This window comes from Rhodovarius crocodyli (assembly GCF_004005855.1).
Classification (GTDB): Bacteria; Pseudomonadota; Alphaproteobacteria; order Acetobacterales; family Acetobacteraceae; genus Rhodovarius; species Rhodovarius crocodyli.
In genome coordinates, this window is sequence record NZ_SACL01000003.1 from 1 (window position 1) to 21,786 (window position 21,786).

Sequence of the window (21,786 nt, forward strand, 5' to 3'; positions counted from 1 at the left end):
TAAGCCCGTGCTTCCTGCACAGGTCCGCCACCGGCACGCCGGCCTCCTGCTCGCGCAGGATCCCGATGATCTGCTCTTCCGTGAACCGTGATCGCTTCATTCGTCCGTCCTTGGGTCGGGCGGACTCCAGTTATTTTTGGAGGAGTCTCAGGGGGGCACGTCAGGGGGCATGCCCCCAACCCCGTTGCCATCACATCAACCATCAGACAAAACAGCGAAAGACTCTCCGTCTGAATGGATACATTCAGAAGAGCACGTCAGGAGCAACGCGCAGCCAGTAGCGCTCCCCAAAGATCGCCAGGGCCCAGCAACGTCGTCAAAAGGCGCGCACGTATATGATCCGAGTTCAGGGCTTGGCGGCTCATGCTCTGATGGGCGTTCTCCACGGCGATGACAGCATCGAGCAGCTCATCCACTAGGTTGGGAGAGTTACTGAATTGCTCCTTCGTGTTCGCTGCCGCTTGCGCGCGCAGACTATCTGATTCGAGCAGCTTCCCCTTCAGGGTCTCAACGTAAGCCACGGTATCACCATCCGTGATGTCACCCTCGAACAGATCATTCATCGCCGCGATAATCTCGGCCAGGCGCAGCTTCTGCTTATCTTGCAGTTGCCCGGAGCCGACCTCGGTCATCGGCTTCAGCCCCTCTGGTGGCTCATTGCCGCCGAGGTTCAGGCGCTGCTGGCCCAGATCCCGCATCCGGTGGTGAGTCAGCTTCAGCGCCGACAAATCGAGGCCTTCCCGCTCACGGCGGTAATCCAACAACGGCACCAGAACCTTGGCGAACAGATACAGCTTCTCGTAATCCGTGTTCCCATAGTCGAACATCTGCCCCAGGAATTCGTAAACCCGGATGTAGCTCGCCAGGTCGCTCTTGAACTGCCACAGCAGCGCCATTTCGGCCTTGCCGTCTTCCCAGGGCTTGCTGCCCTCCGGCTCAGACCTAAAAGCTTGCTGCGCGTGCTTGAACGCGGTCGTGAGACGCCCGACCACCGGCCCGATCGCGGCATCCAGCTCCGATTGGCTGGCGTTCGGCTTGACGATCACCTTGGCGACGCGATCAACCTCGAATCTGTCGTAGCGCCCGGTCGCCTCCAGCTTGGACCGCAGGTCCAGCACCACATTCGGGTCACTGACATCCACCAGCTCCGCTGTCGTGTGATACAGGCGGAAGGCGTCCAGGATGTCCGAAGGCTCATTCACGAAATCCACCACATAGGTGGTATCCTTGCCCGGATAGGCGCGGTTCAGGCGCGATAATGTCTGCACCGCCTGAATGCCGCCCAGCTTCCGGTCGACATACATGGCGCACAGCAAGGGCTGATCGAAACCGGTCTGGAACTTGTTCGCCACCAGCAGGATGCTGAACTCCGGCGTGGCGAAGGCCTCGCGCAGATCCCGGCCCTTCAGGCCCGTGTTCATGTTGGCTTCGGTGAAGGGCTCAGGCCCTGTCTCCGGGTCGTTCACCTCGCCGGAAAAGGCGACCAGCAGCCCGATGCCGTAGCCCTGTCGAGCGATATAGGCCTGCATGGCCTTCATCCATCGCACGGCCTCCTTGCGGCTGGCCGTCACCACCATCGCCTTCGCCTTGCCGCCCAGCAGATGCGCCACGTTCTGGCGGAAATGCTCGACCACGATCTCCACGCGAGAGGCGATGTTGTACGGGTGCAGCCGCACCCAGCCCATGATGCCCTTCTTCGCCTCGGCGGCGTCCACCTCCTTCTCCGACATCTCCTGCCCGTTATGGGTCAGCCGGAAGGCCAGCTTGTAGGCGGTGTAGTTCTTCAGCACGTCGAGGATGAAGCCCTCCTCGATCGCCTGGCGCATGGAATAGACGTGGAAGGCCGCCGGCAGGTTATCCGCCGCCGCGGGGCGAGAGGGATCAGGCCGGCGGCCGAACAGCTCCAGCGTCTTGGCCTTGGGCGTCGCGGTGAAGGCGACATAGGTGATGGCCGCCTGCTGGTCCGCGCGCGCGGCCATGTTGGCGGCCAGCACGTCCTCCGCGTCGAACTCGCCCCCGTCCTGAAGTGCCGCCTGTTCCTCCGCGCTCAGCACGATCTTCAGCTTGTTCGCCGTCTCCCCGGCTTGAGACGAATGCGCCTCATCCGCGATCACCGCGAAGCGCTTGCCCTTGCTCGCCGACAGTTCCCGCACCTGCTCCAGCGCGAAGGGGAAGGTCTGGATCGTGCAGACGACGATCTTCTTGCCGGCCGATAGCGCGGTAGCCAACTCACCGCTTTTGGCCGTGCCTTCCCCGGTGATCACGGCGACCACGCCTTGCACGCGTTCGAACGCCTCCAGCGCTTCCTGCAACTGCTTGTCCAGCACCGTCCGGTCGGACACCACCAGCACCGTGTCGAACAGCTTGTGGTTCGCGCTGTCGTGCAGATCGGCCAGGAAATGCGCGGTCCAGGCGATGGAGTTCGTCTTGCCCGACCCTGCCGAGTGCTGGATCAGGTAACGCCCGCCCGGGCCTTCCTTCAGCACCGCAGCGACAAGTTCGCGTGTCGCGTCCAGCTGGTGATAGCGCGGGAATATCCAGCTTTTCAGCTGCTTCTTGTCATCCTTCACCGGCACTAGGTAGCGGCCCAAAATCTCCAGCCAGCTGTCGCGCTGCCACACTTCCTCCCACAGATAGGCGGTGGGCGCGCCGTTCGGGTTGGGCGGGTTGCCCGCGCCCATGTCCTTGCCCCTGTTGAAGGGCAGGAAGAAGCTGTCGGCCCCCGCGAGGCGCGTGCACATCGCCACCTCGCTGTTGCTGACGGCGAAATGCACCAGCGCCCCGCCGGGAAAGGCCAGCAGCGGTTCGGGCGTGTTGGCGGTGCGGGGCGGGCGGTCGAAGCGGTACTGGTCGATCGCGTCCTGCACCGATTGCGTGTAGTCCGACTTCAGCTCCACCGTGGCGACGGGAATGCCGTTCAGGAACAGCACAAGGTCGATGCAGGCCTCACTGTGCTTCGAATAGCGAAGCTGCCGCACCACGCGCAGCCGGTTGGCGGCGTATTGGGCCTGCAGCGCCGGGTTCATCGCCAACGCCGGGCGGAAGCGGCATAGGTCGAGCCGCTGTTTCAGGCCCATCACATCCAGCCCATCGCGCAACAGCGTCAGCGTGCCGTGTTTGTCGAGCGCGCTGCGAAGCCGGGTCATCACCGTGTCCAGCGCCTTGGCGCCCTGGGTCTTTTCCAGCGTGGCCCAGGCATCGGGCTGGGCCTGTTGCAGCCAGGCCGCCAGATCCTCGGGGAACAGCGCCCGGGCGCGGTCATACCGGGCGGCGGCGCCGGCCTCATACAGCCAGCCATGGGCAGCGAGATGGGCGCAAATGCCGTCCTCGAAGGCGAGTTCCTTATGGATGCTCATGCCTCGTCTTCCGTCGCCTGCGAAAGCTGCCGGGCCTCCCATTCCTTATAGGTGATGCCCTCACCCATGAGCCGCCAGGAGGTCAGGCCGTTGGCGCTGCGGCCGTAGACCACGGCGGCGGCGGCGCTGGGGCTGCTGAAGGCGTAGTCCTGGGCGAAGACTCGGACCTCGCCCTGCGCTGCCAATACGCCGGCGCGCACGAGTTCATTGTAGAGCGGCAGATAGGTGCCAGCCTCGCCGTTCTGCCCTTCCCAGCGAGCGCGGGCAGTGGAGCCAGCCTCGACCCAGAAGGTGCCATCGCGCAGCGTGGCGGTGGCGTCCAGCCCGAGCCTGGCCGAGCGCAGGTCGAAGCGCGGCACCTCGGCGATAGGGGGCGTGGTGGCGGGTGGCGTGGTGGCGAGCGGCGCGGGTACCGAAGGTGCGGCGGTGGGCGGGTGGGTGGCGGGCTGGGGCCCTGCCGGCGCGGCAGGTCGAGTGCGCTGGATGAACATGTCCACCCGCACCGCCGGCAGCACGACCAGCAGGTTATCGATGAAGGCTTCCATCTTCGCCCGGTCAGCCTCGCTCAACCCCGGCAGGGAAGGGGTTGTGCCGTTATCGAGCGGGGTGCGGTTGATCTCACGCGCACGGGCGATCAGCCGCGCTTCCAGGTAGCGCACATGCGCCTTGTTCAGCTGATTGGCGGCGGTGGTGACGAGCAGGGCGGTGGTCCACCAATCCTTCTGCGCATCATGGCTGGTGATGCGCGCGCCGATATCCTCACCCTCGCCGATATAGGCGCGGGGCTCGCCCTCCTGTTCGCCCAATAGCAGGTAGATGCCGGTGAAGCGGGATTGCGGGCGCTTGAGCGCGGCGGCGAGCTGGGTGCGGGGTGCGACCAGCACATGCCCGGTCCAGTTGAACATCTCCGCCGTCAACATGCCGTCCGGGCGGCCGTCGATGTAGAACAGTTCGAGGGAACGGCCGAGGGCGGTGCTCATGCGGCGACCTCGGTTTCGGGCACCAGGCCGCGCACGTCGATCTTGCCGGTGACGGCGGCGGAGATGAGGGCGGCGCGGCGTTCGCGGAGAAGGGCGATGGCGCGGGTGGCTTCGGCTCCTAATACATCAAAGCTTGCAGCCTTCGCGCCCAAACCCATGACAATGCTTCGCTGCTCTGACATCGGCGGCAAAGGGACTCGGAATTTTCGCAGCATCTCAAGCGTGATTTCTTTAAACGTTGCTCCTTTAGATTGAGCATCAAAACCCTGATTTGCTGAGTGCGAGTTTAGAAAGAGGAAAAGATATTCAACGTCGACCAACGGTCCTGGTGAGACGCGAGCCGTACCTTGCGTGAGATTCGCTCCATGCAGATGCGCAGGAACTTTAAGCGTCTTACCGACTGTGGCCCGGATAGCAACGACCAGATCGCCTGCCTCAACTTTCGAGCGGGAATAGGCCCGGTCGATCTCTGGCGTCGTCTTGAGATAACCTTGTTCGGGAAACTCGGAACCGCTCATATCGGAGGTTCTAATATATGGAATCCCATCAAGCTGGTCTGGGCCGGCTTGCACAATCCCATAGGTGATTGTGGTCCCTCTGCGTACCATGGAAGAGAGGGCTCTAACATTCCAATGCTCCGGCACCTGCCCGAGCCATTCGATGCCGGAGTCCTTCATCGGCACGCTGGGGTCCAGGCCCTTGGTGACGGCGTGGGAGATGACGGCCTGCCGCTTCTCCTTCAGCAGCGCGATCAAGCGCTCCTGCTCGGCCACCAGCGCGTCAATCTTGCCCGTCTCGCGGTCAAGGAAGGCGGCGATGGCGGATTGTTCGGTCGGAGGTGGGACCGCCAGCAAGATATTGCGCATCTCCGAGAAATTCGTGCTCCAGAGATCGGCCACGATGCCTTTCCCGTACCGGTAGAACTCCTCCTGAAAGGGAGGGCTCTTTAGCAAGTGGCCTACGAATTCCATCTCGATGGGCTGATGCGGATAGAGCACGATGTTAATGAGGGAGACGGAGCCATCAAGCGTCGATAACCCTGATGAGCCCTTTCGATCCGAGCGCCCATTGATTACGAAGTCTTTGGCGCACACGCGCTTGCGATTGTCGCCATCATCTGTCTTCGCCGCCGTTTCGAGTTGGGGCACTATTCCACTCTTGGTGACAGAGAGCGCAGGAAAATCCCGATCGCTCACCTTTTCACGACGCTCTGCTAGGTAGTAGCCAAGCCGGCGCAGGATCCAATGCGCTGGGACCTCGCCGAGCCATTCAACGACACTGTCCTGATACGCCGGATAAGCCGGAAAGCTCACGCCGAAAGCCCCTCCAGCATCCGCTTGATATTATTCGTCACCGCCTTCAGATCCGCGTCGATCACCTCCAGCGGCCGCGGCGGCTCGAACACATAGAAATGCCGGTTGAACGGAATCTCGTACCCGACCTTCGTCTTCTCCTCGTCGATCCAGGCATCGGGCGCGTGCGGCTTCACCTCGCGCTCAACATACGCATGGATGTCCTCGGTCAGCGGCACATTCTCCGTGTCGCGCCGCGCGGTGTCGGGCTGCGGCTTGCCCTTCTGCTTGCCTTTCTGGCCCAGCACCGGCCGGCCCGCCTCATCGCACAGCGGGCGCTCCACCGTGATGGTGCGGTAGCCGAAGGCCTCGTTGCGGAACAGCCGCGCCAAGGGGGCGAGCTTCACCGAACCGCCCTCCGGCGCCTCGGGCGGGGCCTCCCCCGGCGTCACCGCCACGCGCGTGGCCTTGCCGGCCTTGTCCGTCACCGTCGCCAACTGCGCCTCGCCCCCCGCGCCGAACAGCCGGGTGACCAGGGCGATGTCCTCCTCCCCCATCTCCCGCCGCTTGGAACCCAGGCTCTTGCGCATCTTGCCCCACAGGGCAGAGGCATCGATCAGTTGCACCGTGCCGCGCCGGGCCTCGGGTTTGCGGTTGGTCAGCAGCCACACATAGGTGGCAATGCCGGTGTTGAAGAACATGTCGGTGGGCAGGGCGATGATGGCCTCGACCAGGTCATTTTCCAGCACATAGCGGCGGATCTCGCTCTCGCCCGAACCCGCGCCCCCGGTGAACAAGGGTGAGCCGTTGAGCACGATGCCGATGCGGCTGCCGCCGGCCTGGGCGGGCGTCATCTTGCTGATCAGGTGCATCAGGAACAGCAGCGAGCCGTCGGAGATGCGCGGCAAGCCAGGGCCGAAGCGGCCGTTGAAGCCCTGCTGTTCATGCTCGCGTCGGACTTCCTTTTCCACCTTCTTCCATTCCACGCCGAAGGGCGGGTTGGACAGCATGTAGTCGAACTTCCTGTTCGCGTGGCCGTCTTCTGACAGCGTGTTGCCGGGCATGATGTTGCGCACATCCTGGCCCTTGATCAGCATGTCCGCCTTGCAGATGGCATAGCTTTCGTCGTTCAGCTCCTGCCCGAACATGGTCAGCCGCGCGGCGGGGTTATGCGCCAGCAAATGCTCGGCCGCGACGGAGAGCATGCCCCCGGTGCCGGCGGTGGGGTCATAGATCGTGCGCACCGCCTGCTTGCCGGGGTTCAGGATGTCGTCATCCTCGATGAACAGCAGGTTCACCATCAGCCGGATCACGTCGCGCGGGGTGAAGTGCTCGCCGGCCGTTTCGTTGGAAATTTCCGCGAATTTGCGGATCAGCTCCTCGAAGGCCAGGCCCATGTCGTGGTTACTGACCTGGTCGGGATGCAGCGGAAAGCCCACGAAGCGCTCGGTCACCTTGTACAGCAGCCCGGCCTTGCGCAGGCGTTCCACCTGCTCGGCGAAGCGGAAGCGGTCGAAGATGTCCCGCACCGGGGCCGAGAAGCCTTGGATGTAGGCGTCGAGGTTGGCCGCAATATTGTCCGGGTCGCCGGAAAGCTGCTTCAGATCCGTCTCGGCCGTGTTGGCGAATGGCAGCCTGGTAAGGCGCGTGGCGAAGGGCTCGGGGTTGATGCCCATCGCGGCCTTCGCTTTGGCTTCGGCCAGGACCGCGTCCTTCGTCGGCGCCAGCACGCAATCCAGCCGGCGCAGGACGGTAAAGGGCAGAATGACCCGCCCGTATTCGGAGGGTTTGTAGTCGCCACGCAAAAGGTCAGCGACGGACCAGATGAGGGCGGAAAGGGACTGCGACTGACTCATGATCACTGCTCGGCCGAATTTCCTGGCAGGCTAGCCTTGCGGGCGAGGTGGGGAAAGGATGGGCGGCTGCTCGTTGTCCTACTGTGCGCAGGCGCCTCTATGGCTGCGCCCTGAGCGCTGTTCGCCACAGGCCGAATCCTGTCCCCGCATCCAACGTTCGCAGTACTTCAAGACCAAAGCCAGAACGGCCGTGCCCATTAAGGGCAGCGGCCGTTTTGGCGTTTGAGGCCTGAACAGCGTCGGCCTGCAGAAAGAACGCAAGGTCGCCACGGAGAGAGACCTCGACCTCGCCTCGGCGCTCGCCGGGGAACACGAGGATACTGTCCACCAGCAGGCGCAGCGCCTCGGTGGCCAGGGCATTCAGCTCAGGGTCCACCAGATCCTGCTCCAGACGCTCCACACGACGACGATACAACTGCGGGAGGTTGGGGTGGAGGACAGGAGCTAGTTCGACCTCGCCAGCAGCAGAACGTCCTGCGTCCCATCCTTGGGCCTCCGATCGAGTGAAAACCTTAACCAGGTGTCCACAAGACCGGCAGCAGCTCAGAGGCATCGCCGCGCCCCGCCGCCCCGCCGCTGGTGATCCGGCATTGAACCACCCGTCAGGCTGACCAGGCGTCCAGGCGTTCCATCAGCGCCAGCATGGGCGCCAGGGCGGGGTTCGCGTTGTCGGGCTTCCAGGCGGCGTTGAGCTCGATGGCCGGGGCATCGGGGATGGCGATGGCGCAGAAGGCGACATTCGCGAAGGTCGCGTTGCGCGCTTCCTCCGGCACCAGGGCAACGCCCATCCCCGCGCTGACCAGCGACAGAATGGTCTGGGCGTGGGCTGCGGACTGCACCCATTGCGGCTGCACCCGAGCCTCGGCGAACAGCGCCGCCTGTAGTTCCTGCATGTAGGGGCCTTCTTCGGAATAGCCGATGAAGGGCACGCCATGCAGGTCGCGCAGCCGCAGCCGGGGCCGCGCGCCGAGCGGGTGGCCGTGCGGCACCGCCAGCGCCAGCCGGCCGCGAAACACGCGGAGGTTCGCCAGGGCGCTCAGCCCGGGCCCAGGACGCAACAGCCCGATATCGAGCCGGCCGGTGCGCAGTTCTTCCAATTGGGTGACGCCGTTCATCTCCCGCAGGACGAAATCCGTGTCCGGCAGTTCCTGGCGCGCCTGGGCGATCAGCCGGGGCAGATAGGCGTAGGTGGTGGCGCTGAAAAACCCCACCCGCAGCACGCTGCCGGTCCCGGTCTGCATGGCGCGCCGCGCGACCTGCCCCGCACGCTCGCTGGCGGCCAGCAGGGCCTTGGCCTCCGGCAGGAACGCCCGCCCCGCCGGGGTCAGTGCGACGGCATGGCGCGACCGGTCGAGCAAGGTCACGCGCAGCCCTGCCTCCAGCAGCTGGATCTGGCGGCTGAGCGGCGGCTGGGTCATGCCCAGGCGCTCCGCCGCCCGGCCGAAATGCAGTTCTTCGGCGACGCAGACGAAGGAACGCAGGTGGGTAAGGTCGAGCATCGCCCCGGTCACGCCCTTTCGTGATACCATTTATAGATCACCGAGATACTGCATTAATGTTAGACGAGCATCAGCAGCCCCCTAGGATAGAGCCCGAAGAATCCGGGCCATCGCGCCCGAAATGGGGGAATCCGGTGCCCGAGAATGTAATCGGCCTGTCGTCGCATCCTGCCGCCGCGATCATCGCGGACCCGCAGGACAACACCGCCACGCTGCGGCGCCCTACCGGCGCGGGCAGCCGCCTTAACGGCATTGATGCCCTGGCGGCTGAGGATCTGCCCGCCGGGGCGAAGGTCGCGCTGCGCCCCATCGCGCGTGGTCAGGCGGTGCTGAAATCCGGCCTGCCCATCGGCATCGCCGCCACCGACATCGCGCCCGGCACGCGTGTCCATGCCGGGTTGCTCGGCCCGGCTCCGGCAGCGCAGGCGACGGCGCCGCGCGCCCCTTTGGCCGCCCTCGCCCCGGCCAGCTTCGAGGGTTACGTGCGCGCCGACGGGCGGGTGGGCACCCGCAATTTCATCGGTGTGGTGATCGCGAGCAACTGCGCTGCCACCGCAGCGCGGCGCACGGCCGATTGGTTCGATGCCGAACGCCTGGCCGAATTTCCGCATGTCGATGGGGTGGTGCCGCTGATCCACACGCTCGGCTGCGGCATGGAAATGACCGGGGAGCCGATGGACCTGCTCCGCCGCACCATTTCAGGCGTCATCCGCAACCCCAACATGGCGGGCGCGGTGATCCTGGCGTTGGGCTGTGAGCGCAACAACCTGAAGCTGCTGCTGGAAACCCAAGGGCTGCAGCCGGGCGACATGCTGCAGACCGTGACCTTGCAGGAGGTCGGCGGCACCAACGCGGCGATGGAGATGGCCAAGGCGCATATCGAGAAGATGCTGCCGATCGCCAACGCCGCCCGTCGCACCACCGTGCCGGCCGGCCGCCTCACGCTCGGGCTGCAGACCGGTGCTGCGGATGGTTTCTGCGGCCTGTCGGCCAACCCGGCGCTGGGTGTGGCGGTGGATATGCTGATCGCCCAGGGCGGCACCGCCATCCTGTCGGAAACCCCCGACCTGCTGCTGTCGGGCGACGCCTTCGCCGCCCGCGCCGCGAGCGAGGAGGTGGCCGCCGCGCTGCGGGAACGGCTGGATTGGTGGCAGGATTACGCGGGTGGGCGCGATACCAGGCTGAACGGCGAACTCGACCGTGCGGCCGAACAGGCGGGCTTCGCCAGCGGGCGGGAACGCGCGCTGGACGGGCTGCGCAAGGCGGGCTCCACCCCGCTCACCGCGGTGCGCCGCTATGCCGAGCAGGTGTCTGGCCCAGGGCTGGTGCTGATGGACAGCCCGGACCACGACCTCGTCTCCGTCACCGGGCAGGCGGCGGCCGGGGCGACGATGATCGCCATGACCACCGGGCTCGGCAGCGATTTCAGTTCCCTGCCCGCCCCCGCGCTGAAGATCGCTTCGAACACCGAGACCTTCACCCGCATGGCCGACGCGATCGACATCGACACCGGCGCCGTGCTGGACGGGACTGAGAGCGTGCAAGCCGCCGGCGAGCGGATCTTCGCCGCCATTCTGCGCCACGCGTCGGGCGAACCGACCAAGGGCGAATGGGAAGCCATGGGCGAGACGGGCTTCGCGCCCTGGCCCGTCGGCATCTGCTCCTGACCGGAAAGGCTGAAGATCATGGAAAGCTCCGTCACCCGGCCGAACTACAGCCCCTTCATCCGGCTCGACCCCGCCGACAACGTGATGGTCGCGCGCATGCCCGTGCCCCAGGGCACCGCCGCCCCGGGCGAAGGCATCGTGACCCTGCAGGATGTGCCCGCCGGGCATAAGGTCGCAGCCCGGCACATCGCCAAGGGCGAGGCCGTGCGCAAATACGACACCGTCATCGGCTATGCCTCCGAGGATCTGGAACCGGGCACCTGGATCCACAGCCACAACATCCTGTTCGATGATGTGGAGAAGGACTACGCCTATGGGCGGGATTATCGCCCGACCGCCTTCGTGCCGAAGCCCGAGCGCGCGACCTTCCAGGGTATCCGCCGCCCCGACGGGCGCATCGCCACGCGCAATTACGTGGGTGTGTTCACCCTCGGCCCCGCAGGCGGGGCGGCGGCGCGCAAGATCGCGGCGCACTTCACCCCCGATCGCCTGGCCGGCTTCCCGATGGTCGATGGCGTCGCCCCCTTCGTGCAGGAGCGCGGCGAGGGCATGGAGCGCAGCGGAGAGGCGATGGCCGTGCTGCGCCGGACCATCGGCGGCACGCTGCGCCACGCCAACACCGCGGGCGCGCTGATCATTGCCTCCGCCGCCGAGGCCAATGGGCTCGAGGAATTCCTGGTCGAGCAGGGGCTGGTGCGCGGCCCCACGCTGCAGACCCTGGTGCTGGAAGAAACCGGAGGGATGCGCCGCGCGGTGGAAGGCGGCATCGCCGCCGTGCGGGCCATGCTGCCCGCAGCCAATGACTGCCGGCGAGAAAGCGTCTCGGCCGAGCATCTGATCATCGGGATGCAGTGCGGCGGCTCGGACGGGTTTTCCGGCCTGTCCGCCAACCCGGCGCTGGGCGTGGCGATGGACACGCTGATCCGTCACGGCGGCACCGCCATCCTGTCCGAGACCTCGGAGATCTTCGGGGTCGAGCACACGCTGACCGCCCGCGCGGTGACGCCCGAGGTCGGCCAGAAGCTGGTGGAGCGGATGAATTGGTGGCTAGCCCACAGCGAGGGGCTGGACACCCAGATCAACGGCCGCGTCTCACCGGGCAACAACGCCGGCGGGCTTGCCAATGTGCTCGAAAAATCCCTCGGCGGGTCGAAGAAGGGCGGCAGCACCGGGCTGATGGCCGTCTATGAATACGCCGAACCGGTAACGGCCCAGGGCTTCGTCTTCATGGACACGCCGGGCTATGACCCGGTCGCCGCCACCGGCCAGATCGCGGGCGGGGCGAACATGATCATCTTCACCACCGGCCGTGGGTCCTGCTTCGGTTCGCTGCCCGCGCCGACGATGAAGCTGGCTTCGAACACACCGATGTATGAACGTATGCACGCCGACATGGACCTGAATTGCGGCCTGGTGATTGATGGTGAGGAAACTCTGGAACAGGCCGGCGCGCGCATCTTCGCGCAGCTGCTGCGCCATGCCTCGGGCGAAAAGACGAAAAGTGAGCTGGCGGGGGTCGGCACCAATGAATTCGTGCCCTGGCCGCTGGGCGTGACGGCATGAGCGCGCCGATGACCGCCGCGCTTGCCGCGCGCCACGATGCGGGCGTGCTGCGCCGCTTCGCGACCGAGCTGTTCAGCGCCTCGGGCATGGACCCGGACAAGGCCGAGATCGTCGCCGCCGTGCTGGTGGAGGCCGACATGCTCGGCCACGACACGCATGGGCTGGCGCTGGCGACCCGCTACCTCACCGAAATCGACAACGGCGCGATGACCCTGACTGGGGAGCCTGAGGTGATCTCGGATCGTGGGGCGTGCCTGACCTGGAACGGGCGGCGGCTGCCGGGGCCGTGGCTGGTGGTGAAGGCGATGGAGATCGCCTTCGCGCGTCTGGAACAGCACGGCATCGTCAGCGTGGCGATCGGCAACGGGCACCATATCGGCTGCCTCGCGGCCTATGCGCAGCGCGCGGCCGCGCGCGGCAAGGTGCTGACCATCCATTCCTGTGCGCCGGGCGTGGCGACGGTCGCCCCCTTCGGCGGGCTGCGCGCAGCACTTTCCCCCGCCCCCTTCGCCATCGGCTTCCCGACCCAGGCGGACCCGGTGATGATCGACATCAGCGCGTCCATCACCACCAACAACATGGCCCTGCGGCTTTCCCAGGAAGGGCGGCGTTACCCCAATCCGTGGCTGATGGACGCCGAGGGCGAGCCCACCGATGATCCCACCGTCCTGCAGCGCGGCGGCACCGTGCTGCCGGCCGGTGGCGTGGACCATGGCCAGAAGGGCTATGGCTGGGGCCTGACCGCCGAGGCGCTGAGCCAGGGGCTGTCCGGCCAGGGGCGCGCCGATGGGCCGAAGGGCATGGTGAACGCGGTGTTCCTGCAGCTGATCGACCCGGAGGCCTTCGCGGGCCTCGATGCCTTCACCCGCCAGACCAGCGCCATCGCCGATAAATGCCACGCGAGCCCGCCGCGCCCCGGCATGGGCCCGGTGCGGCTGCCCGGTGAGGGCGGGCTACGCCGCCAGGAAGCGGCCGAGCGTGGCGGGGTGCCGCTGCGCGACGGCATACTCGATGCGCTGCAGCCCTGGGTGAGGCGGCATGGCGTGGCGATTCCTCCCGCATTGAACTGATGGCGGATTGATGCACCTGGTCGATCGGCCCAACCCCGATCGGCTGGCTGATCCGACCGCCTAGCCGTCGTTACACCGGCCTGCATGCAGCCCCCACCTTTCCCGCCGACGCGCCCCGCGCGCCGGTTAGCAACGATACGCCCGCGAATTGGGGGCCGCTCCAGGCCTCCGATCGAGTGAAAACCTTAACTAGGTGTCCACAAGACCGGCAGCAGTTCACCACGACGAACCACACGCATGAGCCAGCCGGACTGTCGTCGCCGCCGAGCGCGTCGAGCGCCTCGGCTAAGGGATTCGAAGCTAAGCTAGGAAAGAGCTAAATTAGAACCGTTATGCACCTCTGACGCCGGCTGCGGCTCCCCGCATCCAAATCAACCCCACCAGCTCACCTGGTGGGGTTTTCGCGTTCTAGAAACAATACTCTCCTACCCCCTCAACCCCAGCGACCGCACCGCATCGCGCTCCTCCGCCACCTGTTCCGCCAGGAAGCTGCGATACTCCTCCGTGCCCTTGTACATCACGGGCATATCCAGCCTTTCCAGCGTCTGCACATGCCGCTCATCCAGCAGCGCATCCTTGAAGCCGTCATGCAGCGCCTTCACCGTATCAGCCGACATGCCGCGCGGCCCGACCAGCCCATAGGGCGAGGCAAACACCAGGTTCGTCCCCGTCTCCTTCAGCGTCGGCGCCTGCGCGAAGCGGCGCGGGCGTTCCGCGCCCCAGGTCACCAGCAGGCGGAAGGTGCCGTCCTCCACCATCGGTGCCCAGCCGCTGGAATCGGCGGCGGCGTGGATCTGCCCGCTCATCAGCGCCTGGACGTTCTCGCCCACGCCGCGATACGGCACATGCGTCCAGCGGATGCCCTGCTCCCGCGCGATGCGCTCCATCCCGATGAAGGGCGTGCTGGCCGCACCCGCCGTGCCGTAGTTGATCTTGTCGGGGTTCGCCTTGGCATAGGCCAGGAACTCCTGCCAAGTCTGCCACGGCGCATCCCGCCGCACGACGACACCCAGCAGATAGCCGGTCAGGTGCAGCACCGGCGCGCAATCCCGCGTCGGGTCGGCCTCGATGTCCCCGGTCATCAGCATGTTCCGCACGGCCGTGATCGGCAGCGTGGTCAGCGTCAGCCCATCCGCCGCCGCCGTCCGCATCGCGGTCATGCCCAGGGAGCCGCTGGCGCCCGGCCGGTTCTCGATGATCACGGTCTGCCCGAAACGCCTGGACGCCACATCCGCCAGCACCCGCATATGCACGTCGGTGGACCCACCTGCCGAGAACGGCACGATCAGCCGGATGGGTCGCGCGGGCAGGCCCTGGGCGCGGCCCAGATTCGGCAGCGCGAGCGCGGTGCCCGACCCGAGCAGCAGCCGGCGGCCGATGGCGATGTGATGCATGGCGTTTCCCTTTCCTTGTCATGTGAGCACTCGCACATCGCTCACCTGGCCGGAACCCCGCTTTGCAATCGTTTGCCCCGCGATTGACGCACAACCGCCGGCACATCATGACGCATGCACCGCCGCCCCTTGCGGCGCGAACGCTCTGCCGGGAATCACGGAATGGACTGGAAGCAGCTGCTCTGCAGCGAACGTCTCAATGACGGGAAGTACGAGGCCGGCCCCAACCGCTCCATCTTCGTCCAGGACCATGACCGCATCGTCTTCTCCGCCCCGTTCCGCCGCCTGGCCAACAAGACCCAGGTGCAGCCCCTGTATGAGAACGACCACGTCCATCACCGCCTGATCCACTCGGTGGAGGTCAGCAGTGTCGGCCGCTCCCTGGCCATGCGCATCGGCGCCTGGCTGGAGGAAGAGGGGGCGATCGAGCCCGGTGAATCCGCCACCCTGGCCAACATCGTCCAGGCCGCCTGCGCCGCGCATGACATCGGCAACCCGCCCTTCGGCCATCTGGGCGAAGCCGCGATGGGCGACTGGTTCGCCGAGCGTTTCGCGAACCCCACCGGCCTCGCAGCCGAGATCGAACCGGGCCATCGTTCGGAATTCACGAAGTTCGAGGGCAATGCCCAGGGCTTCCGCATCATCACCCGGCTGGAGATGTACCGGAACGCCGGCGGCATGCGGCTGTCAAAGGCGATGCTGGGCGCCTTCTCGAAATACCCCGTGACGTCCGTGACGCGTGAGGCACTGGCGCCCAACCCGTATGTCGGGCTGAAGAAGTTCGGCGTGTTCCAGGCCGACCTGCCGCAGTTCCAGGAAGCGGCCACGGCGCTGGGCCTGCCGCGAGAGGATCACCCGACAGGCCCCTGGTGGCGCCGCCACCCGCTGGTCTTCCTGGTCGAGGCAGCGGACGACATCTGCTACAACATCGTGGACCTGGAAGACGCCTTCACCACCGGTGAGCTGCCCTTCCGCACCGTGCGGGACCTGCTGCACAAGGCCGCCAACAGCCCCAACCGCGACCCCGGTGACCTCAGCGAGGCGGAGCAGATCGCGCTGCTGCGGGCCCTCAGCATCGGCGCCGCCGTGACCAGTTGCCTGGAAGCCTTCAAGACCCACTATGCCGAGATCATGGCGGGCACCTATTCCGGCTCCTTGACGGAGGCCGGGCCGATGGCGCCGGCTTTCGCGCAGATGCGCGAAGTCTCCCGCGATCAGGTCTTCACCGCCCGCCGCAAGACGGAGCTGGAAGTCTCGGGCCGCCGCGTGATCGGGAACGTGATGTCCGGGCTGTGGCCGGTGTTCGAGGACCTGGCCCGCGCCCGGTGGAACGCGGCGGATCTCAGGCCCCATCATCGGCAGTTGGCCCGGGCGGTCGATCTCGACCTGCGGGATGTGGCCAGCGCGGCCCAGGCGTTGCACGCGCTGGCCGATTTCACCTCGGGCATGACGGACCGCTACGCGGTGCGCATCGCCCGGATGCTGACGGGTATCTGACGCGCGGCTATTCGGGCCGGCGCGCCAGCTCCCGGTTCATGGCCAGCACCAGCAGCGTGACCAGCGCGCCGGACAGCAGATAGGCGCCGGAGGATACCAGCCCGAAATGGCTGGCCAGGAACAGGGCCACCAGCGGCGCGAAGCCCGCGCCGAACATCCAGGCCAGATCCGCCGTCAGCGCGGAACCCGTATAGCGGTGGCGCGGCGCGAAGTTGGTCGACAGGCTGCCCGAGGCCTGGCCGAAGCACAGGCCCAGCAGGATGAAGCCCACGATCATATAGGCCGTCTCGCCTCCGCGGCCGGCATCCAGCAGCTGCGGCGCGAAGCCGCTGAACGCCGCGATCAGCGCGGCGCAGCCGCCCAGCACGGTGCGCCGGCCCAGCCGGTCCGCCAACATGCCGGAGGCGATGATCGCCAGCAGCCCCAGCACCGCCGCCCCGGCCTCGACCAGCAGGAAGCGCGAGGGCGTCTGGTCGGTGAACAGATGCACCCAGGAGAGCGGGAACACCGTGACGATGTGGAACATCGCGAAGCTGACCAGCGGCGCGAAGGCGCCCAGCAGCACGGTGCGCCACGCGGTGCGCAGGGTCTGCGCCACGCTGGCGGGCGCGAGCGTCAGGTTCTCATACAGCTTGGTGTATTCGGGCGTGACCACCATGCGCAGCCGCGCGAACAGCGCGACCACATTGATGGCGAAGGCCACGAAGAACGGATAGCGCCAACCCCAGGAGAGGAAGTCCTCCGCCGGCAGGATGGCGGTGAAATAGGCGAACAGCAGGCTGGCCACGATCAGGCCGATCGGCGCGCCCAGCTGCGGCAGGGCCGCGTACCAGCCGCGATGGCGCTCCGGCGCGTTCATCGCCAGCAGCGGCGCCATGCCGTCCCATGAACCGCCGAGCGCCACGCCCTGGCCCATGCGGAACAGCGCGAGCAGCGCCACGGCCCACCAGCCGATGCGCTCGAACCCCGGCAGGAAGGCGATGGCCGCCGTGGACCCGCCCAGCAGGAACAGCGCGATCGTCAGCTTCACGCCGCGCCCATAGCGCCGGTCGACACCCATGAAGAAGATGGACCCCAAGGGCCGCGCGACGAAGGCCAGCGCGAAGATCGCGAAGGAATGCAGCGTGCCCGTCAGCGGGTCCGCATAGCTGAAGAACACCCGCGGAAACACCAGCACGGAGGCGATGGCATAGACGAAGAAGTCGAAGAACTCCGACGTGCGCCCGATGATCACGCCGATGGCGATCTCGCCCGGCGTCACCTCATGCTCATGGGCGACCAGGGTGCGGGCGTCGTGCTCTGCGGTGGTTTCGGGCGTGATGGTCATGCGTGTCGGTACTCTAAAGCTTGCGCGGCCGCTGCTTCGCAGAGATGGGGTGGGCGGGCCATTGGACAAAATGTCCTATGTGCACCTGCGAAGGGCTCCGGTAGGGGGCGCGCATGAAGCTGTTCCCGCCTGTCGTCGCGCGCCTTCTGGCCCTGTTCTCGCTGCCCGCGCTGCTGGGCGGCTGCAACCTCGTGGTGCTGAGCCCGGCGGGCGACGTGGCCCAGCAGCAGGGCAACCTGGTGCTGATCTCCACCGGGCTGATGCTGATCATCATCATCCCCGTCATGATCGTGACGGTGCTGTTCGCCTGGCGCTACCGCGAAAGCGCCAAGGCCCGGTATGAGCCCGAATGGGCGCATTCCACGGGCCTCGAACTGGTGATCTGGGCGGCGCCGCTGCTCATCATCATCTGCCTGGGCGCGCTGACCTGGGCGGGCACCCATCTGCTGGACCCCTATCGCGCGCTGGGCCGCATCGCGCCCAACAGCACGGCCGACCACACCCGCCAGCCGCTGGAGGTGCAGGTGGTCGCGCTGGACTGGAAGTGGCTGTTCATCATGCCCGAGCAGGGCATCGCGACGGTGAACGAACTGGCCCTGCCGGTGGACCGCCCGGTGCGCTTCCGCATCTCGTCCTCCTCGGTCATGAACTCCTTCTACGTCCCGGCGATGGCGGGCCAGATCTATGCCATGCCGGGCATGGAGACGCGGCTGAACGGCGTGCTGAACCAGCCCGGCCGCTTCATCGGCTTCTCGGCCAACTACAGCGGCGCCGGCTTCTCCGGCATGCGCTTCCCCGTGAACGCGATGCCCGAGGCCGAGTTCGAGCGCTGGGTCGAGCAGACCCGCGCCGGCGAGGGCAGCCTGGACCGCGCCGGCTACCTGGCGCTGGAACGCCCCAGTGAGAACGAGCCCGCCCGCCGCTTCGCGCGCGTGGAGCCCGGCCTGTTCGACGCCGTGGTGAACATGTGCGTGGAGGCCGGGAAGATGTGCATGCACGACATGATGTCCATCGACGCGCGCGGCGGCATGGGCCTCGCCGGCACCATCAACCTGACCACGCTGGCCTATGACCGCTATGGCCGCCGGGGCGCCACCCAGGGCACGCGTGAGGTGGTCGGCGCCATCTGCACCGAGCCCACCCCCGTGCAGTCCCATGCCTGGTCGCGCCCGATCGACCAGACCCCGCTGGCCGGCATGTCCTTGCCGCGGCCCAGCTCCCGCCTGGGCCAATCCCGACCGCAGCCCTTCGCCACGCTGCCCGCTCTCACGCCCGATACCTGAAGGCTAGACCATCATGGCCGCACCCCACGCCCTGGAGACCACACCTCTCCTGGGCCGCCTCTCGCTCGAAGCCCTGCCGCTGCATGAGCCCATCGTCGTCGCGACCTTCGCGGCCGTGGCGCTCGGCGGCCTCGTCGTATTCGCGGCGCTGACCTACTTCCGCCTCTGGGGCTATCTGTGGAAGGAGTGGTTCACCAGCGTGGACCACAAGAAGATCGGCATCATGTACATGGTGCTCGGCCTCATCATGTTCCTGCGCGGCTTTGCCGATGCGGTGATGATGCGCCTGCAGCAGTCCATGGCCTTCAACGGGTCAGAGGGCTATCTGAATTCCCATCACTACGACCAGATCTTCACCGCCCATGGCGTGATCATGATCTTCTTCGTGGCGATGCCCTTCGTGACGGGGCTGATGAACTACATCGTGCCGCTGCAGATCGGCGCGCGCGACGTGTCCTTCCCCTTCCTGAACAATTTCAGCTTCTGGATGACCGCCGGCGGCGCCGTGCTGGTCATGATGTCGCTGTTCGTGGGTGAATTCGCGCGCACCGGCTGGCTCGCCTTCCCGCCGCTGTCGGGCATCACCTACAGCCCGGATGTGGGCGTGGACTACTACATATGGGCACTACAGGTAGCGGGCGTGGGCACCACGCTGTCGGGCATCAACCTGCTGTGCACCATCATCAAGATGCGCGCGCCCGGCATGGGCATGATGAAGATGCCCGTGTTCACCTGGACGTCGCTCTGCACCAACGTGCTGATCGTGGCGTCCTTCCCGGTGCTGACGGCGGTGCTGGTGCTGCTGTCGCTCGACCGCTACATCGGCACCAACTTCTTCACGAGCGACTTCGGCGGCAACCCGATGCTCTACGTGAACCTGATCTGGATCTGGGGCCACCCGGAGGTCTACATCCTGATCCTGCCGCTGTTCGGCGTGTTCTCCGAGGTCACGTCCACCTTCAGCGGCAAGCGGCTGTTCGGCTATACCTCGATGGTCTACGCGACCGTCTGCATCACCATCCTGTCCTATGTCGTGTGGCTGCACCACTTCTTCACGATGGGCTCGGGTGCCAGCGTCAACAGCTTCTTCGGCATCACCACCATGGTGATCTCCATCCCCACGGGCGCGAAGCTGTTCAACTGGCTGTTCACCATGTACCGCGGCCGCATCCGGTTCGAGCTGCCGATGATGTGGACGGTGGCCTTCATGCTGACCTTCGTGGTCGGCGGCATGACGGGCGTGATGCTGGCGGTGCCGCCGGCTGACTTCGTGCTGCACAACTCCCTGTTCCTGATCGCGCATTTCCACAACGTGATCATCGGCGGCGTGCTGTTCGGCCTGTTCGCGGCCATCAACTTCTGGTTCCCGAAGGCCTTCGGCTTCAAGCTGGACCGCTTCTGGGGCCTGGTGTCCTTCTGGTGCTGGGTGGTGGGCTTCTGGCTGGCCTTCATGCCGCTGTATATCCTGGGCCTGATGGGTGTGACGCGCCGCATGCGCGTGTTCGACGACCCGTCGCTGCAGATCTGGTTCATCGTGGCGGGCGTCGGTGCCGCCATCATCGCGGTCGGCATCGCGGCCATGCTGATCCAGATCGGCGTCAGCATCCTGCGCCGCGACAAGCTGCGCGACGTGACCGGCGACCCCTGGGGCGGCCGCACGCTGGAATGGGCCACTTCCTCGCCGCCGCCCGACTACAACTTCGCCTTCACCCCGGTCATCCATGACATGGATGCCTGGCACGACATGAAGCGCCGCGGTGCCGCCCGCCCGCTTGAGGGCTTCCGCCCCATCCATATGCCCAGCGGCACGGGGGCGGGCGTGATCCTGGCCGGCTTCAGCACGGTGCTGGGCTTCGCGATGATCTGGCACATCTGGTGGCTGGCCGCCGCCAGCCTGGCCGCCATCGTGCTGGGCGCCATCATCCACACCTTCAACTACCATCGCGACTACCACATCCCCGCCGAGACGGTGGCCGCGACGGAACAGGCGCGCACCGCGCGGCTGGCGGCGGCGGAGTGACCATGCAGACCCCCACGACCAACCCGGGCTTCTGGGACCTCGACGAGCACGCGCACCCGGAAGGCCACAGCACCATGCTGGGCTTCTGGATCTATCTGATGAGCGACTGCCTCATCTTCGCGATCCTGTTCGCCACCTATGCGGTGCTGGGGGCCAACTACGCCGCCGGCCCCGCGCCGAAGGACCTGTTCGAGCTGGAGCTGGTGGCGGTCAACACCGCCATGCTGCTGTTCTCCTCCGTCACCTACGGCTTCGCGATGCTGGAGATGCAGAAGGGCCGCAAGGCCGGCACGCTGGTGTGGCTGGCCGCCACGGCGGTGTTCGGCGCGGCGTTCCTCGGCATCGAGCTGTATGAGTTCCACCACCTGATCGAGAACGGCGCGGGCCCGCAGCGCAGCGCCTTCCTGTCCTCCTTCTTCACGCTGGTGGGCACGCACGGGCTGCACGTGACCTTCGGCATGATCTGGCTGGTCACGCTGATGATCCAGGTGGGCACCAAGGGGCTCATCCCGGCCAATCGCCGCCGGCTGATGTGCCTCAGCCTGTTCTGGCACTTCCTGGACGTCATCTGGATCGGCGTCTTCACCTTCGTCTACCTGCTGGGGATGCTGCGATGAGCCACGACCATCATGACGCGGCGCATGAAGGCGCCCACGGCTCCCTGAGGGACTACCTCGTCGGCTTCACCCTGGCAGTGATCCTGACGGCCATTCCCTTCTGGCTGGTCATGGAACGCCCGCTGCCGGCCAACTGGACGGCGGCGCTGGTCATCATCTTCGCGGCCGTGCAGGTCGTGGTGCACATGATCTACTTCCTGCACATGAAGGCAGGCGCCGAGGATGGCTGGACCATGACCTCCCTGGTGTTCACGGTCATCGTGGTGGTCATCACGATCGCTGGTTCCGCCTGGGTCATGTACCATATGAACACCAACATGATGCCCATGATGCACGGAGCCACCTGATCCTACGTCGCGTCCTCC

At 66.3% G+C, this 21,786-nt stretch carries 17 protein-coding genes; 8 read left to right on the plus strand and 9 right to left on the minus strand.

What is annotated here, in order from left to right:
- The 7 genes from EOD42_RS09190 to EOD42_RS09220 all read right to left on the minus strand — a co-directional run.
- Positions 1-100: transposase (locus EOD42_RS09190; protein ID WP_164867849.1), on the minus strand; the 100-nt coding region annotated here is incomplete at its 3' end.
- A 157-nt stretch (positions 101-257) separates the two neighbouring features.
- On the minus strand, positions 258-3,356 hold the full coding sequence (locus EOD42_RS09195; RefSeq protein ID WP_127787237.1) for a type I restriction endonuclease subunit R: 3,099 nt from the start codon (positions 3,354-3,356) through the stop codon (positions 258-260).
- A complete protein-coding gene (locus EOD42_RS09200; protein WP_127787238.1) occupies positions 3,353-4,336 on the minus strand; it encodes a GIY-YIG nuclease family protein in 984 nt (327 codons plus the stop codon). The genes EOD42_RS09195 and EOD42_RS09200 overlap by 4 nt, the downstream gene beginning before the upstream one ends.
- Positions 4,333-5,649 (minus strand): restriction endonuclease subunit S, encoded by a 1,317-nt coding sequence (locus tag EOD42_RS09205; protein WP_127787239.1) that lies wholly within the window; start codon positions 5,647-5,649, stop codon positions 4,333-4,335. The genes EOD42_RS09200 and EOD42_RS09205 overlap by 4 nt, the downstream gene beginning before the upstream one ends.
- Entirely contained in the window at positions 5,646-7,484 is a 1,839-nt protein-coding gene (locus tag EOD42_RS09210; RefSeq protein ID WP_127787240.1) for a type I restriction-modification system subunit M, read from the minus strand. The genes EOD42_RS09205 and EOD42_RS09210 overlap by 4 nt, the downstream gene beginning before the upstream one ends.
- A 97-nt stretch (positions 7,485-7,581) precedes the next feature.
- Positions 7,582-7,899 (minus strand): hypothetical protein, encoded by a 318-nt coding sequence (locus EOD42_RS09215; protein ID WP_127787241.1) that lies wholly within the window; start codon positions 7,897-7,899, stop codon positions 7,582-7,584.
- Positions 7,900-8,086: 187 nt separating this feature from the next.
- Entirely contained in the window at positions 8,087-9,013 is a 927-nt protein-coding gene (locus EOD42_RS09220; protein ID WP_240655096.1) for a LysR family transcriptional regulator, read from the minus strand.
- A gap of 104 nt (positions 9,014-9,117) precedes the next feature.
- Here EOD42_RS09220 and EOD42_RS09225 point away from each other — a divergent pair, with 104 nt between their 5' ends.
- From EOD42_RS09225 to EOD42_RS09235, 3 genes are read left to right on the plus strand one after another with little or no spacing between them, the layout of a single operon-like run.
- Positions 9,118-10,650, plus strand: coding sequence for an altronate dehydratase family protein (locus EOD42_RS09225; protein WP_240655097.1), 1,533 nt, complete (start codon positions 9,118-9,120; stop codon positions 10,648-10,650).
- Between the two features lie 18 nt (positions 10,651-10,668).
- Positions 10,669-12,213, plus strand: coding sequence for a UxaA family hydrolase (locus EOD42_RS09230; protein ID WP_127787243.1), 1,545 nt, complete (start codon positions 10,669-10,671; stop codon positions 12,211-12,213).
- Positions 12,214-12,221: 8 nt separating this feature from the next.
- Positions 12,222-13,283, plus strand: a complete 1,062-nt coding sequence (locus EOD42_RS09235) for an Ldh family oxidoreductase (RefSeq protein WP_240655098.1) — start codon at positions 12,222-12,224, stop codon at positions 13,281-13,283.
- Between the two features lie 425 nt (positions 13,284-13,708).
- Here EOD42_RS09235 and EOD42_RS09240 read toward each other — a convergent pair whose 3' ends face one another.
- Positions 13,709-14,677 (minus strand): tripartite tricarboxylate transporter substrate binding protein, encoded by a 969-nt coding sequence (locus EOD42_RS09240; RefSeq protein ID WP_127787245.1) that lies wholly within the window; start codon positions 14,675-14,677, stop codon positions 13,709-13,711.
- Between the two features lie 162 nt (positions 14,678-14,839).
- Here EOD42_RS09240 and dgt point away from each other — a divergent pair, with 162 nt between their 5' ends.
- The gene (gene dgt / locus EOD42_RS09245) at positions 14,840-16,174 is read left to right on the plus strand and encodes a dGTP triphosphohydrolase (protein ID WP_127787246.1); all 1,335 of its coding nucleotides are present in this window, start codon (positions 14,840-14,842) and stop codon (positions 16,172-16,174) included.
- 7 nt (positions 16,175-16,181) lie between these two features.
- Here dgt and EOD42_RS09250 read toward each other — a convergent pair whose 3' ends face one another.
- Positions 16,182-17,501 (minus strand): MFS transporter, encoded by a 1,320-nt coding sequence (locus EOD42_RS09250; RefSeq protein WP_127787247.1) that lies wholly within the window; start codon positions 17,499-17,501, stop codon positions 16,182-16,184.
- 113 nt (positions 17,502-17,614) lie between these two features.
- Between EOD42_RS09250 and cyoA the strand changes: the two genes are divergently transcribed.
- The 4 genes from cyoA to cyoD are packed head-to-tail and all read left to right on the plus strand — an operon-like array spanning position 17,615 to position 21,768.
- Positions 17,615-18,784: a ubiquinol oxidase subunit II gene (gene cyoA / locus EOD42_RS09255; protein ID WP_127787248.1), complete on the plus strand. Its 1,170-nt coding sequence runs from the start codon at positions 17,615-17,617 to the stop codon at positions 18,782-18,784.
- A 13-nt stretch (positions 18,785-18,797) separates the two neighbouring features.
- The gene (gene cyoB, locus EOD42_RS09260) at positions 18,798-20,804 is read left to right on the plus strand and encodes a cytochrome o ubiquinol oxidase subunit I (RefSeq protein WP_127787249.1); all 2,007 of its coding nucleotides are present in this window, start codon (positions 18,798-18,800) and stop codon (positions 20,802-20,804) included.
- A 2-nt stretch (positions 20,805-20,806) separates the two neighbouring features.
- Positions 20,807-21,421 (plus strand): cytochrome o ubiquinol oxidase subunit III, encoded by a 615-nt coding sequence (gene cyoC / locus EOD42_RS09265; RefSeq protein WP_127787250.1) that lies wholly within the window; start codon positions 20,807-20,809, stop codon positions 21,419-21,421.
- On the plus strand, positions 21,418-21,768 hold the full coding sequence (cyoD, locus tag EOD42_RS09270) for a cytochrome o ubiquinol oxidase subunit IV (protein ID WP_127787251.1): 351 nt from the start codon (positions 21,418-21,420) through the stop codon (positions 21,766-21,768). Before cyoC ends, cyoD begins: the two co-directional genes overlap by 4 nt.
- Positions 21,769-21,786 lie beyond the last annotated feature (18 nt).